This is a genomic window from Blautia sp. HA8986, from assembly GCF_056504635.1.
On the sequence record NZ_JBWLUQ010000002.1, the window covers coordinates 355,055 to 370,487 of the forward strand.

A 15,433-nucleotide genomic window follows, 5' to 3' on the forward strand; every position below is an offset into this window, starting at 1 on the left:
AAAAAGGAGGAGAAATAATGAAGAAAGGAAGAGCAAAAAAATTACTGGGTATCTGTATATTTCTTATGGGTTTCATGATCTTTTCCGTACTGCCAGTGCAGGCGGCAGCACCCAGGATGTATACAATTCAGCCGGGAAAAACCTGGACAAGGTATGATATCACCGGCGATGGAAAGAAAGACAAGATTAAGGTTGTCCGGAAAAAAAGTCAGTATGATGGGTGCTGGAACGGTGCAGATATTTATGTAAATAATACAAAAGTCTGTGCAATAAATAAAGCTTTTATGGATATGTCCATTCGTATTATTACATTATCTAATGGAAAACCTTTCCTGTGTCTGAGAGGTGGTACGGATAATGATATCAGTGTATTCCACGGACTTTATCAGTACCGTAACGGAAAAATCGTTCAGGTTGTAAATTTCATTAATGAAACATATGGACGACCGGTAAATGAAGCGAAAATTTACCTGAGTGGTAATACAGTTCGTGTAAGAACGGAGGCTATGTCATATTCTCTTGGATATTGTACAACAGAATTTACGTACAAATATCAGAAAGGAACATTACTTCGTACATCCAATTACGGAAAATATATAAAACTTAATGCTGCTAATAAGAGAACAGGACTTTTTGCAGCGGCAAAGAACATACAGGCGTACACAACTCCCACTTCCGGAAGTAAAGCATTTGTGATCCGCAAGAATACTGGCGTGAAAATTCTGAATTTCTGGACCGCTGGGAATAAGATGTATATCCGTGTAAAAAATGGTTCCAAAACAGGCTGGATCAAAGCAGTAACATTTAAGGAATCACAGGGCTATGCAGGGTCACCGCAGTTTTCCAGGGTTATGTATACAGGCTGATGAAAATAAAAAGATCCGTTGTCGGGAGACTTCGGATCTTTTTTTGAAGTTACTGATTATTCAGAGGGAGAGGTATCTTCCTTATTTTCGGAAAGGACAGTATTTTCAGAAGGAATACTATTTTCAGAAGAAATATTGTCCTGAGAAGAAAAGGTCTCAGGATTTTTTTCAGCAGCTTCTGAATTATCATCAGGGGAAGCTATTTGCTGATATGGACGGTACGGTTCCCAATAATGCTCATCTTTATTTTTTTCTTCCTCCAGTTTCTTTTTTTGTTGAGTGAGCAGATAAATACCTGCAGCAATGATACCGATAGCAATGGCAATCTGAGGAAGACTGTTGCAGATATTGTATACATAGTCTTCCAGATCATACGGTACAATGAGGTACAGAAGACTTGTGAAACGACTCCACAGGATACAGATACCAAACAGGATCAGGATCCAGGCAGTTGTATTTCGATGCTTCTGTAAGAATTTTCCGATATCACCGGAAAACTGATCCATGTGAAGAATGTAATTATCATCTACAGAATAAAATTCTTCTTCTGACAGTGACTTCAGATTATGGACATTGAAAAAACTGTAGAACCATATCACAGGGAGAAACATGGCCAGCCATCCAAGGCCGGTAATGGAAGCCAGCGCAATTGCTCCCCAGAACAGCAGCATAATACTGATTCCCTGTTTTTTGAATCCCATATACATTTCTCCGGCACCGGGGATCAGGGAAAAGATAAATACCCAGAAACCATGTTTTTGTTTTTTCATATATTTACTTGCCTCCGTTTATAATTTTATTCGTAAGATCACTCAGATTATCACTGATATTCTGAGAATTTTCACTGAGCTGGGAACCTACCTTCCTGGAAAGCTGGCTCAGATTGAAACCAATGTCAAGGGATGAAGATATCTTAGCTTTTGTTTCCGGTGAAGTATGAAGAGCTGTAAAATCTGTCTGTGATACAGAAAAAAGCATGATCAGCGCAAGACCCATACCCACTGCAGTACGTAAGCCTGTGCAGAGAAGCTTCATCCAGTAAGCAGTTTCATGTATTTTTCTGGAAGTTTGTACTTCAGGAGAAGCTGCTTTTTTCAGAATTTTATCCTGAAGATAGGCAGGAGCATGTTCAGAAGAAGTTTCTTCATCCTGAAGCAGCTGTTCCAGGCAGAAATCACATTGATCTATATGTTCCAGAAAATGGATCATTTCGTCTGTATTCATAGTCCCATCTTGAAATTTCTGTAATTCATCCTGTGGTATATGCATCTAATCACTCCTTTCCAACAGTGCCTTCAGCATAGATCTTGCACGGTAGATCTGAGTCTGGACTGTCTTTGTATTTTTATTTTGTGAAGCTGCAATCTCGGCTGCAGTTTTTTCTTCACAGAAATGAGCGGTGGCCACTTCTCTGTAGGGACTTTTCAGATCGGAACAAAGCTGTCGGATCCGATTCTGGAAATCTTTGTCCAGACAGGCCTCTTCTGGGGAGAATTCTTTATCACGGAGCTGTTCAAAATAAGTATCCTCTGTGGGAATGGTACGTCTGCCGGCAGCCTTCAGGTGATCCAGGCATTTTCGAACTGCGATTTTGCTGAGCCAGGCTTTTTCGTAGGTACCGTCAAAACGGGAGAGATTTTTGTAGGCGGAAAGAAAAACATCCTGTGTCAGATCTTCGGCGTCAAACGGATTGCCCACCGATTTCAGACAAATGGAAAATATTAAATTTTGGTATGTATGTATCAGATATTCCAGATATTCTTCCCGTGTAATGTGATCAGCTCCTTTCTCATCCCGTTCACTTATTATAACGCGTAAGACAGGGATAAAACTTCATTTTTTAAAAGCAATTTTTGAAAAAATTGGAATTCTTATAGCAGGGAGCCCCAAATTGGTCTATACTATAAAACGTCAAAGCAGAGATGCAGAAAGGATGGGACAGATGACAGAGACAAAACGTTTATATTATGAAGATGTATATAAAAAAGAATTCACAGCTAAAGTCCTGGAGTGCAGAGAAGCGAAAAAAGGTTTTCACATTATTTTGGACGAAAGTGCTTTTTATCCGGAAGGTGGCGGACAGCCAAGTGACATCGGATATCTGGGCGATGTGAAAGTAAAGGAAGTTCACGAAAAAGACGGGGAGCTTCTTCATTATACAGATAAGCCGTTAGAGGTGGGAGCTGAAGTTCAGGGACAGATCGACTGGGCAAGAAGATTTGACCTGATGCAGCAGCATTCCGGTGAGCATATGGTCAGCGGTCTGATCCATGAGGCTTATGGATATGATAATGTAGGATTTCATATGGGAAGTGACACCATTACTGTAGATCTGAACGGTCCGCTGGATGAGGCACAGCTTGCTGAGATTGAACGAAAAACAAATGAGAAGATATGGGAAGATTCTGAGGTGAAAATTCTTTATCCTACTTCGGAAGAACTGGAAAAGATTGATTACAGAAGCAAAAAAGAGCTTACAGGGCAGGTGCGTATCGTAGAATTTCCAGGTGCGGATATCTGTGCATGCTGCGGAACCCATGTGACACATACCGGAGAGATCGGCATGGTGAAGCTTCTTTCTGTGGAAAAATTCCGCGAAGGAGTCCGTATTGAAATGATCTGTGGAAAACGTGTTCTGGATTACCTCAATATGGTTAATGAACAGAATCATCAGATCTCAGTGAAACTTTCTGCGAAAATTGATAAAACCGCACAGGCAGTAGAGCGTCTTCAGGATGAAAACTTCCGTCTGAAAGGACAGGTCAATCAGTTTGTGGATGATATGTGCCGTAAAGAAGCGGAACGTTATGCAGGAAGCGGAAGTGTTCTGTTATTCGTAGACGGAATGGACAATGATGGAGTGCGTAAACTAGCAGATGCCGTGACACAGACATGTCAGGGTTGCTGTGCAGTATTTTCCAAAAATCCGGATGGAAGCTATAAGTACGCAATGGGCGAAAAAGATGGCGATCTCCGTCAGTTTACAAAAGAAATGAATACGAAATTAAACGGACGCGGAGGCGGTAAGCCATTCTTCGTACAGGGGTCCGTACAGGCAGCGGAGGAAGAGATCAGAAGATTTTTTGAGCAGTGATAAAAATGTTTGGAGAATGTCATGCACATATATTTCTCAATGGCTATGATTACCGAAAAGCTGTTGAGACACAGAAAAACGGACCGCAGGACGAGCTGATCCGTGCTCATCTTGAGGAATACCGGAAGCGTGGAATCCGTTTTGTAAGAGACGGAGGGGATCATTACGGTGTGTCAAAGCGGACTGCCAGACTGGCTCCGGAATATGGAATTGACTATCGCACACCGGTTTTTGCTATTTATAAAGAAGGTCATTACGGGAAGATCGTTGGAAAAAGCTTCTCAGACATGAAGGAATATCACAGAAGAGTTCTGGAAGCTGCCGCTGAAGGTGCGGATTTTATCAAGATCATGACTACAGGGCTTCTGGATTTTGAAGATCATGGAAGGATAACGGGAACTCCGCTTTCTGTTGAAGAAGTAAAAGAAATGGTACATATTGCTCATGAAGAAGGGTTTGCCGTGATGAGCCATACCAATGGTTCTTATGGTGTACAGGCAGCAGTGGAGGCTGGCGTTGACAGCATTGAACACGGAAATTATATGGATGATGAGACGATTTCCATGCTGGCAGACAGCGAGAGTGTGTGGGTGCCTACACTTGTAACGGTGAGAAATCTTAAAGGCTGCGGAAGATTTGAAGATACGATCCTTACTTCTGTTATCAGGACAGGTGCGCAGAATCTGAAGAAAGCTTTTGAGAAAAAAATCCATGTGGCAGTGGGAAGTGATGCCGGTGCATACCAGGTTCTTCACGGACAGGGTGTGCAGGATGAATGCAGAGCTTTTTTTGACATACTGGGTGATACACCGGAGGTACGAAGCTGGATGGAAGACGGGGAAAAAAGGATCCGGACCATCTTCCGTCACGGGTCTTCGAATTTAATACAGGAATAAATATTGGAGGTGCGTGATTTCGCAGGGTTAAAAGTAACCCGGAGGTCCGCACCTTCTTCCATTCCGCTGGTGGAAAGATCCTGGGCGTTTTCGCGGTCGCAGAGGATTTTTACTCCATCGTAAGTCTGGATCAGGACAGTATTGGCCGTTGTTCCAAGAATAGTTCCGGTTACAGTGGAAGAGATATTGCGGACAGAAAGTGTATCCGGATCTTCTCCTGTAACGCCGCGGATTTTCATTCCGCTGGTGGATTCTCCATTGAAATTCCCTGTGTAAGTAATGTTTACATAAGCTCCGGGAGCAATTCCACCTTTGAAATATACGGGAACAGAAGAAACAGGAACATTCAGTTCTGTATTTGCGGTCTGGGGAACAACAGTTATGGTATTGGTGCTGACACTTACAATTCTGGCCCGGAGATGCTGCTCTTTTTTCTTCGGCTCCGGCGAAGGGGTCGGAGTAGGCTCAGGAACTTTCATGGGATCTACATCAGAGACGCTGATTACTTTTGTGAAGCTTCCGTCATACTGTTTGGTGTCTATCTGGGATGAGCCTATGAATTTTCCACGGAAGTGAACATAAACCCACCGGCCTGCTTTGATGCCTTTTTTATAATACTGTTTTACGCCTGTTACCGGGAAGGTGACGGTATTACCTTTTTCTGTTACCATGACAAGAGCGTTGGCTGTAAGACGTTTTATTTTGCCTTTCAGGGTGCGGTCTTCCAGAGGAGTTTCATTGTGATACTGATCGGTTACTTTGATGGGAGCAATCGTGCTGATGTCAGTTCCGGAAAGCTGTCCCTCATAGATTATGCTTACATTATCACTGAGTACAATGCCATATTTACATTCAAGCCGTGTTTGTGAAACATCAAATGTATAAGTTTCTCCGTTACTGGAAATGGTAAGGTGGCTTCCGTCAAAATTCTGCAGAGAACCGGAAAGTTCATCCATATAGACACGGTCGTCCTGGGAAGAATTTCGGGTTTCCTGCTGTGCAGAAACAGAATCTGCTGCATCTGAAATTTTGTCCTGAAGAGAAATAATATGATCATCAGCGTGATCGTTGCTGCAGCCGCCCACAAAAAGGGAAATGCCGAGAATTATACATGCAGCAGACAGTTTTTTCATTTGTGTCCTCCGACCCTGGAATAACGGTCAGTCCTGTTTTTCTGTAAGATCTGGGGGCTCCGGCGTGAAATCAAAAATCTGCCGGAAAGAATCCCACTGCTCACGGCTGTCTATTCCATGGTTGATCAGACCCGTGCACTCAGTACAGGCATTGGTATCCAGATAATTTTTATATTGAATATGATAGGGATTTTTTGTATTTTTTTCCTGTGGATCTTTCATATGATCATTCTCCTTATATTTGATAAGGAGTAGTGTATGAAGACAGGAAGAATATTATGTAAGATAAAAGTATTATAGCAAAAAGAAATTTGAATTTCTACAGGGAGTTGGGGAAAATCCCCACAATCCCTGACTTACTGAAAACGCGTTCCCACAGGCTGGACGCGGAACCAATATGTGTAAAAATACCGGAATCCAAGCGAAGCGTAAAGTTTTTCAGCGGAATCATTATTTTTGACCACCTGGAGGTAAGCGTGGCTGGAACCTCTTTTTTTGCCTTCTTTGAGAAGTCCGGATACGATCTGACGGGCGTAGCCTCTGCGGCGGTAATCTTCACGTACATGAATAGCATAGATGCCGATATGATCACGATCCAGAATTCCAAGACCGGTGGCAATAATCTGGCCGTTTTTTGTAATAGAAGCGCAGACTGTTTCCTTGAGGATAGCGCGGTACATAGAAGGAACAACGGTTCTGTGGACCGGATTTGTAGTTCCTTTCAGATCAAACAGGCTGCGGATCCAGAAATCAGGGATTTCATTGGTAAAAAGAACGTCTGTGACAGGCGTATCCAGAACTGCTTTGTCCAGGTCTACAGTCATAACGTTGGTTACGTGCTGTACGGAATATCCACGGTTTTCCAGCATATAGTCGAAGTCCGGGGATACGAGAGGGCTGATCTTGAAGATGGCAGGTGTTCCCAGACGTTTGTAAACATCTTCACAGTAGGGGATTTTTTCCCTCCAGGGAAGAGTGGAGGTTCCGAATTGCTCCACGCTGTTGGTTCTGTGTGTATAAAAATAAGAAAAACGGAGGATCCAGCCATCGTAAAGCTCCATCTTGTGAGAGGGCCAGGCATTCAGAGACATATCCTCGATTTTTTTGATTGCTGTTTCCATATTTAAAACCTTTCTGTGATTGATGAATAAATTTTTTCAGCAAGGAACTGATGTCCCAGAGGTGTAAGGTGAATACCGTCGATGGTTATGGCATCCATCCCGACCCGGGAGGCTTCCTTTATCAGAGCATCCTGCAGAGGGACAAAAACGGCTCTGTATTTTTTACTGATTTTCAGAATCTGACCGGACATCTGCGTAAGAAGCGGCATCCAGGAGATGTAGCATTGCGGCCATGGGAAGATAAACGGTTCCAGAACAAAGAGCTTCCGTGTCGATGGTGAAGGAGTTGTGTGCTGTATTGCAGAGAGATTACGGATCAGTATTTCATATCGCACAGAAAATTCCTTCATGAGAGTCTGCTGCTGTTGGGGAGTACGGCGGGTGTTCATCATGATACCAATATCATTGATTCCGATAAGAACAGTGACAATATCCGGATCACAGGCAGTTATCCAGCCATCAATATTGTGGAGAAGCTTCTCGAGGGTAAAACCATCAATACCTTTATTCTCTATGGAAAAATGTCTGCCAGCAGCATGCAGCAGGACCGAAAGCTGTTTTACATATCCATTACCCAGCGGATCAGGAGAAAAAAGACGGCCGCAATCAGTAATACTGTCACCGAGGCACAGAAGATGAGTCATGGCAATTCCTTCTTTCTTGTGTTTTGATAGTAGCACTAACAACCACCGCGGTCAAGCATGAGAAATCCCTGAAAATGGGTAAAAAACGAATAAACATGAAAAACGTGAAAATTTTTAAAAAAAATTAAAAAAAGTACTTGCATTTTGAAAGAAAGTGTTATATACTAACGAAGTCGGTTGAGGGAAACAACAAATAACGAAATCAAGCGACACAAAAATATGAATATGGCCAGTTGGTCAAGGGGCTAAGACGCCGCCCTCTCACGGCGGAAACACGGGTTCGATTCCCGTACTGGCTATTAACTGAAAGCAGTTAGAATTTTATTCTGACTGTTTTTTTGTTGTTTCGAAAGAGATAAAAAACATAGGTGTCATCAAAAGTGTAATACAGATATTTGTGTTACTTTGGTATGGTCGGAATTTGTCGAACGAAAATGCTGGACAAAGCATTTGCAGAGTCCTATAATAAATCTCACCAGAGATCTTCTGGTATCGATCACCGCCAGGTCAGGCGGGAATTTCCACTATTATTTATTATAATTGAGGTATGTTTTTGGGTGAAAGGGGGCGCGTATGTCTTTTTATATGATTTTACCTGTGGTTATCTCCGCAATGGCTGTCTGGATGGACTTTAGAGAGGCATCTGTGGACAATGGATGGATTCTTTTTTCCTTTGTAACAGGGTTTCTGATCCAGATTACCGAAAGAGGACTGAAAGGCGGAGCCATATTCCTGACTGGCGTAGCAGTTCCGGTTATCCTGTTAGGGATTCTGTTTGTGTTCCGGATGCTTGGAGCTGGTGATATTAAGCTTTTGTGTGCTTTGGGCGGGATTATGGGACCGCGGACAGTTACAGAATGTATCTTTTATTCTCTGCTTGCAGGTGCAGGCATTTCTCTGGCAATTCTTATTTCTACAGGCGGTATCCGCCAGCGATTCCTTTATTTCTATCAGTATATGAATGAATTTTACTGTACAGGTGAAATGCGGCCTTATTACAGAAAGGGGACAGGCTTTCCGGAGAATTTTCATTTTACAGTACCGATATTCTTGAGCGCAATGCTTTATGCAGGAGGTGTGTATTGAAGAAAAACATATTTGCAGTCTGTGATCTGGAAGTAGATTATGCCTTCAATTTCATGGATTATCTGAACCAGAAAAAGAATCTTCCTTTTGAGATTCAGGCATTTACTACAGCGGAGAGTTTGCTGGCCTATGGAAAAGAAAACCATATTGAGTTGCTGCTGATTTCTGACAAGGCCATGCAGAAGGAGATCCGTGAGCTTGGAATTGGCAAGATCATTATTCTTTCGGAAGGAGTTCACCCGCCGGAATTGGATCAGTATTCAAGTGTGTATAAATATCAGTCATCCTCCGATGTAATAAGAGAAGTAATGGCCTGCTATGGAGAGGAAAAGGCATTAAATCCAGTGGCTTTTCCTGTGCTGAAAAGGACGATGGAGGTTATCGGCGTTTATTCACCTCTTGGCAGATGTCTGAAAACCTCTTTTGCACTTGCTCTGGGACAGATCCTGGCTAAGGACAAGGCTGTTCTTTATCTGAATCTTGAAGAATATTCAGGATTTGAGGAACTGCTTGGTAAGAAATTTCCTACAAATCTCAGTGATCTTTTTTACTATGTGAGGCAGGGAAATGAAAATCTTATCCATCGCATGAACGGGATGATTCAGACGGTAAATAATCTGGATTTTGTGCCGCCGGTAAGGACTCCATCGGATATCCGGACTGTGTGTTGGGAAGACTGGGAGCAGCTTTTGCAGGAGATTACTTTGCACAGTTCCTATGAGGTGTTGATCCTGGATATGGGAAGTGGTATAGACGAGAATTTTCAGCTGCTGGATCTATGTGGGAAAATTTATATGCCAGTTCTTAAAGATGCCGTATCTGTGTGTAAAATGACTCAGTTCGAAAATCTTCTGCGTATCTGGAACAAAGATAAGATTCTGGAAAAAACCGAAAAACTGCATCTTCCTTTTCATATGGACAGCATATCTTCGGAATCTTATGTGGAACAGCTGGTGTGGAGTGAGCTTGGCGATTACATACGGAAGCTTCTGAGAAAGGAGTATTCATGAACAGAGAAAAATTCCGGAAGCTCCATGATCTGCTTATGGGACAGCTGGATGTTTCCAGGGAATTGTCTGATGAGGAAATCCTGGAGGTGATCGATGATCTGATATTAAATCAGGTAAGAGAAGAATTTTTTTCGCTGAAAGAAAAAGTGGATCTCCGGCAGGAACTGTTCTGTTCTGTGCGAAAGCTGGATGTATTGCAGGAGCTTATTGAGGACGAAAGTGTAACGGAGATCATGGTTAACGGACCTGATGCTATTTTTGTGGAAAGAGCCGGTAAGCTGGCCAGGTGGAACAAGGTTTTTACATCCAGAGAGAAGCTGGAAGATGTGATCCAGCAGATCGTAGGACGATGTAATCGCGTTGTAAACGAATCGTCACCAATCGTTGATGCAAGGTTGGAGAACGGGGCACGTGTCAATGCTGTAGTCTATCCGGTAGCTTTGAATGGGCCGATCCTCACGATCCGGCGTTTCCCGGATGATCCGATCACAATGGAGAAACTGATTTCCCTGGGAAGTATTACCCGGGAATGTGCAGACTTTCTGAAAAAACTGGTGCAGGCCAGATATTCCATGGTAATCGGCGGAGGAACCGGAAGTGGAAAAACTACTTTTCTTGGGGCTGTTGCAGAATATATTCCAAAAGATGAACGGCTGATAACGATCGAGGATAATGCTGAACTGAAAATCAGAGGAATTGATAACCTGGTGTGTCTGGAAGCGAAAATGGCCAATATGGCAGGAGCAGCTTCTGTAACAATACGTGATCTGATCAAATCGGCCTTGAGAATGCGGCCGGATCGGATAATCGTTGGAGAAGTCCGCGGCGGGGAAGCCGTAGATATGCTGCAGAGTTTAAATACAGGTCATGATGGCAGTCTTTCCACACTTCATGCCAACAGCAGCCGGGATATGCTTTCCAGAATTGAGACCATGACTTTGATGGGGATTGACCTTCCGTTGGAAGCAATACGAAGGCAGATTGCGTCAGGTGTGGACATTCTGGTACATCTTGGAAGGATGCGTGATAAAAGCAGAAAGCTTCTGGAAATCACAGAGGTATGTGGGTTTGAGAATGGAGAGATCCAGACACATCCACTGTATCGTTGGGAAGAAGAAAACGGGCTTGTAAAGGCAGGAGAACTTTTACATTGTGAAAAATTGGAACGGGCAGGAATTAAGTTATGAAAGAACGGAAAGGAAAAAATCAAAGATGGGAATTTACGAGGAAAGATTACAGGACGTATCATTTTACGGCGAAGGAGATTGTAAGATATCTTCTGGAGGGAGCTGCCGTATGCGCTGCAGCCGATTATCTGTTTTATCAGAATATTCTGGCACTGCTGTTTATGATTCCGGTATCAGTGCTGTATCTGAAGATGCAGAAAAAGAAATGTATTGCCAGACAAAAGCGGGAGCTGAATTACCAGTTCCGGGATGCGCTGACCGCTATGAATGTAGCAGTTCAGGCAGGATATTCAGCGGAAAATGCAGTGCGGGCCAGTGTAAAGGATCTGGGAAGACTCTACGAGAACGGAAGTGATATTCTGGATGAATTTCGATATATTGAGAGCCAGATCCTCTTAAGTGTTCCGGTAGAAGATTTATTTATAGATCTTGGAAAACGAAGTGGTGTGGAGGATATCGAGAATTTTGCGGCAGTGTTTTATACAGCGAAACGGACAGGTGGAGATATGACACAGGTAATTCAGAAAGTAGCCAGAATGCTGGGCGATAAGATTGAAGTAAAAAAAGAGATCGAGGCAACACTGGCTGCAAAAAAATCAGAACAGATGGTTATGAGCATAATGCCGGCAGGTATTATCTGCTATCTGAAGCTGACTTCTCCGGGTTTTATGGATGTACTGTATGGAAATCTTTTTGGAATCTGTGCCATGACAGTATGTATGGTAATTTATGGATTTTCCTACTGGCTTGGCGTAAAAATCGTAGATATAGAAGTGTAGGTGTTGATGATGTGGGTACATATTGTGATATTTATGTTGATTCTGGGAGCTTTTCTTGCGGGAAAGCTGGGGCGGCTGCCTCCGTGGGCTGACAATGCAGAGGGACAGAAGCTTTTTGTACTGGTAGCACTTGCCGGAAATATCATAGGAATGCTTCTGACATTTCAGAGTGGCGGTGGTACGGTGTATTCATCCGGATACCGTATGGAAAAAGAGGAGACAGGTGCTTATGAAGAGAAATTTATGGTATCTGTAGACGGAAAAAAATCCGGTTCTCTGTATGTGCAGGTACCGGAAAAAGAGACGGAAGAATCGGGCGAAGAGCCGGAAACAAAAAAAGAACTGAGTGAGGAGCAGCAGCGCGAGAAAGAACTGCAGGATATGATCGTACAGTACAACCAGAAAAAGAATGATCCTGAGTATTATTATCTACCGGATGAATGGAACGGCAGACATCTGGAATGGCAGCAGCCAAAAGACACTACGGGAAGTCTGATCTCAGGGTTGGGACTGATTGCGGCGGCAGTGCTGGTGATCGCAAAAAAACGGGAAGAACAGAATGTTCAAATAAAACGAAGAGAACAGATGTTGATGGATTATCCGGGGCTGATCATGAAATTTACACTTCTTGTGCAGGCAGGCTTAACTGCAAAAAAGGCATTTCAGAAAATTGCCTTAGATTACGGAAAGAGAGAAGATGAAGGAAAACGTGCAGCTTATGAAGAAATCCGGACAGCATGTTATGAGATGGACAGCGGGATATCCGAAGCAGAGGCCTATCGAAGATTTGGAGAGCGATGTGGGCAGGTGAAATATAAAACCTTGTCAACGCTTCTGATTCAGAATCTTCAGAAAGGAAGCCGGTATCTGTCCGATCTGCTGGAAAAAGAGGCTGTAGAAGCCTGGGAGGAAAGAAAAAGAAAAGCAAGAGTACTGGGGGAGGCAGCTGCGACGAAACTTCTTCTGCCAATGATCCTGATGCTTCTTGTAGTAATGGCTGTGATCATGCTTCCGGCCGGTCTTTCCTTTTACAGTGGAACATAACTGTTAAAGAGCATGGAAATGTGAGGTGACAAATGAAAAATCTGTGGAAATATATGAAAGAGTTTGCGATGGAAGAGGATGCAGTAGGAGTTGTGGAGATTATCCTGATTCTGGTGGTTCTGATCAGTCTGGTCGTCATCTTTAAGGAACAGCTCACATCTCTCGTAAAAAAGATCCTCTCAAAAATCACAAAACAGAGCAATGCGATCTGACAAGACTAAAAAACGGTAAGTTCTGATCTGCCGTTTTGGAAAGGAGAAGTACCCCTTGGCGAAAAAACTCAAAAAAGGCAGTATTACCATTTTTCTGGCTCTGATCCTGAGCCTCATACTTTCTCTTGTATGCGCCAGTATTGAATCTGTGCGGATGGCAGCTGCCAGAACCCAGATAATCAACAGTATGGATATCGGACTTTACTCTCTGTTCGGGCAGTATGACAGGAATCTTCTGGAAGATTATGATCTGTTTGCTTTGTATGCGGGTGGAAAAGAAGAACCGGATAGGGCATCAGTGTATGATAATTTTCAGTCTTATATGAAACCTGTATTAAAACAGAACAGTCAGAAACTTACTCTTCTTCAGGGGGGATTTAACGGATATCAGCTGTTGACAGATGGAAATGGAGAAGTTTTTTATCAGCAGGCTGTGAAAACTATGAAAGAGACTCTGGGGAGCCAGGGGGTACAGGTCCTTCTTCGTAAATTGAAAGATCAGCAGAAGAAAACTGATGAAGCAGAGAAAAAAGGGCAGCAGGCAGAGAATGGAGGAACATTAAAATCTTATGATTCTGAAATTTCTGACGCTACACAAAAAAGTGAGGAAGCAGAAAAAGAACAGCAAAATCAGACAGATTCGGGTGAACCTGGAGATGGAGGAGATGCAGATGATTTTACAGGTGGTATAAATACAGAGGTGGAGAATCCAATTCCTGTTATTCGCAAAGTACGAAAAATGGGACTGCTGGATCTTGTAGTTCCGGCAGAGAAGGGAATTTCTGATTCTTCTGTTAATAAAAAATACCTGGCATCAGGCAGAAAACTACAAACGGGCCTGGAAATGGATACTAATATACAATCTGATAGTTCGTATACGTCTGGAATACTTTTTGATCAGTATCTTCTTAACAAACTTGGAAATTATACAAAGCCAGCTTCGTCAGGCCTGAAATATCAGGTGGAGTATATTCTTGGTGGAAAAAATAATGACAGGGAAAATCTGAAATCGGTTGCTGCGAAACTTCTTCTGATCAGACAGGGAGTAAACATGGCCTATCTTATTTCAGATGGAGGAAAGAGGATTCAGATAGAGACACTTTCCCTGGCTATTGCATCCGGTTTTCTGGTTCCGCCGGCAGCAGTTGTGATAGAGGCGGCATTGATATTCTGTTGGGCATTTGCAGAGAGTATTCTGGATGTGAGAGAACTTTTTGCAGGAGGCCATGTACCGCTTGTAAAAACTGCATCTGACTGGCAGCTGTCTCTGAGTAATCTGTCCAATATTCTGGACAGTTTAGATTCTTCAAGAAAGGATTCGGGAGCCGGTATGTCTTATGAAGATTATCTTCGGATAATGCTTATGACAACAGGAAAACATCAGCAGGTTACGAGAGGAATGGATATGATCGAATGCACGATCAGAGATAAGGGAAACAGACCGCAGTTCCAGATGGATCACTGCATCGTTGCTCTTGAAGCATCAGCAGATGTGAGGGCAAATAAAAAGAAGATATTTACAGTTACAAGACGATATGCTTATGAGTAGTAAAGAGAGGTGCGCAGGGATGCTTTTTCAGAAAGAAAAGAATGATAGTAATCAGATAGACAGACTGGATCAAAAAAGAGAAAGGCGCTCTCCGAGAAGAAGATATTTCCTGTTTCCCCCGATAATCAGGAATCTGCTTTCTGGAAAAGTATCCCTGTGTACCTTTCAAAATAAGCTGAAAAAGGCAAGTCTTACAGTTGAGGCTGCTCTGGTACTTCCGCTTTTCTTTTTCGGAGTGATCACTTTGCTGTCCTTTATGGATATTTATAAAATTCAGACAGAGCATCTGACAAAGCTCTGCCAGAATGCAAAGGAAGCAGGAATGTACGCGTACGGAGCAGGAGGTTCAACAACGGACAATATTATACTGCCGGATGTGTATAGCTATCAGCCTGTGGGCGGACTGATTCCTCTTCCGAAAATCTGGTTTCATAACACTGTGAAAGTTCATGCATGGACAGGTGTTCAATATGAAAATGAAAAGAATGAAACTGCAAATCAGCCTATGGTGTATGTAACAGAATCAGGAACCGTCTATCACAGGAAACTTGGATGCAGTTACTTGAATCTTTCTGTACAGCAGATTTCCGGGGCAGTTGTAAAAACAATGAAAAACACTTATGGTGAGAAATATCAGGCCTGTGAACTATGCAGTCGTGGACAGGAACCGGCAGGCGTAGTGTATATAACGAAAAAAAGTAACCGCTACCATAACAGGGAGAATTGCAGCGGGTTGAAAAGATCTGTACGTATGGTAAAGGAATCAGAAGTTTCCGGTGAAATGAGTGCCTGCGGACGGTGTGGCTGAGAGG

The 15,433-nt window shown here is 43.0% G+C and carries 18 protein-coding genes and 1 tRNA gene; 12 read left to right on the plus strand and 7 right to left on the minus strand.

The window, feature by feature from the left end:
* Window positions 1-17: 17 nt before the first annotated feature.
* A complete protein-coding gene (locus AC04Q4_RS14355) occupies window positions 18-866 on the plus strand; it encodes a hypothetical protein (protein ID WP_173737922.1) in 849 nt (282 codons plus the stop codon).
* Between the two features lie 56 nt (window positions 867-922).
* Here AC04Q4_RS14355 and AC04Q4_RS14360 read toward each other — a convergent pair whose 3' ends face one another.
* Genes AC04Q4_RS14360 through AC04Q4_RS14370 form a run of 3 tightly spaced genes read right to left on the minus strand, consistent with a single transcriptional unit; the run spans window position 923 to window position 2,564 of the window.
* Complete coding sequence (locus AC04Q4_RS14360) at window positions 923-1,636, minus strand: hypothetical protein (RefSeq protein WP_173737921.1); 714 nt, start codon at window positions 1,634-1,636, stop codon at window positions 923-925.
* 4 nt (window positions 1,637-1,640) lie between these two features.
* The gene (locus AC04Q4_RS14365; RefSeq protein WP_173737920.1) at window positions 1,641-2,135 is read right to left on the minus strand and encodes an anti-sigma factor; all 495 of its coding nucleotides are present in this window, start codon (window positions 2,133-2,135) and stop codon (window positions 1,641-1,643) included.
* Window positions 2,136-2,564 carry an RNA polymerase sigma factor gene (locus AC04Q4_RS14370; RefSeq protein ID WP_408609589.1) on the minus strand — a complete coding sequence of 143 codons (429 nt, stop codon included), beginning with the start codon at window positions 2,562-2,564 and terminating at the stop codon, window positions 2,136-2,138.
* Between the two features lie 244 nt (window positions 2,565-2,808).
* On the opposite strand from AC04Q4_RS14370, the gene AC04Q4_RS14375 reads away from it, so the two are divergent.
* The gene (locus AC04Q4_RS14375) at window positions 2,809-3,960 is read left to right on the plus strand and encodes an alanyl-tRNA editing protein (RefSeq protein WP_173737919.1); all 1,152 of its coding nucleotides are present in this window, start codon (window positions 2,809-2,811) and stop codon (window positions 3,958-3,960) included.
* 5 nt (window positions 3,961-3,965) lie between these two features.
* On the plus strand, window positions 3,966-4,856 hold the full coding sequence (locus tag AC04Q4_RS14380) for an amidohydrolase family protein (protein ID WP_173737918.1): 891 nt from the start codon (window positions 3,966-3,968) through the stop codon (window positions 4,854-4,856).
* Here AC04Q4_RS14380 and AC04Q4_RS14385 read toward each other — a convergent pair.
* The 4 genes from AC04Q4_RS14385 to AC04Q4_RS14400 all read right to left on the minus strand — a co-directional run bounded on the left by AC04Q4_RS14385 (window position 4,826) and on the right by AC04Q4_RS14400 (window position 7,790).
* Window positions 4,826-5,989 (minus strand): hypothetical protein, encoded by a 1,164-nt coding sequence (locus AC04Q4_RS14385; protein WP_173737917.1) that lies wholly within the window; start codon window positions 5,987-5,989, stop codon window positions 4,826-4,828. The two genes, AC04Q4_RS14380 and AC04Q4_RS14385, sit on opposite strands and share 31 nt — an antisense overlap.
* Window positions 5,990-6,016: 27 nt before the next feature.
* Complete coding sequence (locus AC04Q4_RS14390) at window positions 6,017-6,211, minus strand: hypothetical protein (protein WP_173737916.1); 195 nt, start codon at window positions 6,209-6,211, stop codon at window positions 6,017-6,019.
* A 134-nt stretch (window positions 6,212-6,345) separates the two neighbouring features.
* Window positions 6,346-7,110 carry a GNAT family N-acetyltransferase gene (locus AC04Q4_RS14395; protein ID WP_476389187.1) on the minus strand — a complete coding sequence of 255 codons (765 nt, stop codon included), beginning with the start codon at window positions 7,108-7,110 and terminating at the stop codon, window positions 6,346-6,348.
* A 2-nt stretch (window positions 7,111-7,112) separates the two neighbouring features.
* Complete coding sequence (locus AC04Q4_RS14400; protein WP_173737914.1) at window positions 7,113-7,790, minus strand: SGNH/GDSL hydrolase family protein; 678 nt, start codon at window positions 7,788-7,790, stop codon at window positions 7,113-7,115.
* A 191-nt stretch (window positions 7,791-7,981) separates the two neighbouring features.
* Here AC04Q4_RS14400 and AC04Q4_RS14405 point away from each other — a divergent pair.
* The 9 genes from AC04Q4_RS14405 (at window position 7,982) to AC04Q4_RS14445 (ending at window position 15,429) form a co-directional block, all read left to right on the plus strand.
* Window positions 7,982-8,053 (plus strand) — tRNA-Glu (locus AC04Q4_RS14405).
* 274 nt (window positions 8,054-8,327) lie between these two features.
* Complete coding sequence (locus tag AC04Q4_RS14410; RefSeq protein ID WP_476389188.1) at window positions 8,328-8,840, plus strand: prepilin peptidase; 513 nt, start codon at window positions 8,328-8,330, stop codon at window positions 8,838-8,840.
* The gene (locus tag AC04Q4_RS14415; protein WP_476389189.1) at window positions 8,837-9,850 is read left to right on the plus strand and encodes a P-loop NTPase family protein; all 1,014 of its coding nucleotides are present in this window, start codon (window positions 8,837-8,839) and stop codon (window positions 9,848-9,850) included. The genes AC04Q4_RS14410 and AC04Q4_RS14415 overlap by 4 nt, the downstream gene beginning before the upstream one ends.
* Window positions 9,847-11,037, plus strand: coding sequence for an ATPase, T2SS/T4P/T4SS family (locus tag AC04Q4_RS14420; protein ID WP_178773377.1), 1,191 nt, complete (start codon window positions 9,847-9,849; stop codon window positions 11,035-11,037). The genes AC04Q4_RS14415 and AC04Q4_RS14420 overlap by 4 nt, the downstream gene beginning before the upstream one ends.
* Window positions 11,034-11,816, plus strand: a complete 783-nt coding sequence (locus tag AC04Q4_RS14425; protein WP_476389190.1) for a type II secretion system F family protein — start codon at window positions 11,034-11,036, stop codon at window positions 11,814-11,816. Before AC04Q4_RS14420 ends, AC04Q4_RS14425 begins: the two co-directional genes overlap by 4 nt.
* Window positions 11,817-11,822: 6 nt before the next feature.
* A complete protein-coding gene (locus AC04Q4_RS14430; RefSeq protein WP_243251423.1) occupies window positions 11,823-12,860 on the plus strand; it encodes a type II secretion system F family protein in 1,038 nt (345 codons plus the stop codon).
* 32 nt (window positions 12,861-12,892) lie between these two features.
* Window positions 12,893-13,072 (plus strand): Flp1 family type IVb pilin, encoded by a 180-nt coding sequence (locus tag AC04Q4_RS14435; protein ID WP_173737909.1) that lies wholly within the window; start codon window positions 12,893-12,895, stop codon window positions 13,070-13,072.
* 55 nt (window positions 13,073-13,127) lie between these two features.
* Window positions 13,128-14,621, plus strand: coding sequence for a DUF5702 domain-containing protein (locus AC04Q4_RS14440; RefSeq protein WP_476389191.1), 1,494 nt, complete (start codon window positions 13,128-13,130; stop codon window positions 14,619-14,621).
* Between the two features lie 19 nt (window positions 14,622-14,640).
* Window positions 14,641-15,429: a hypothetical protein gene (locus AC04Q4_RS14445; RefSeq protein ID WP_173737907.1), complete on the plus strand. Its 789-nt coding sequence runs from the start codon at window positions 14,641-14,643 to the stop codon at window positions 15,427-15,429.
* Window positions 15,430-15,433 lie beyond the last annotated feature (4 nt).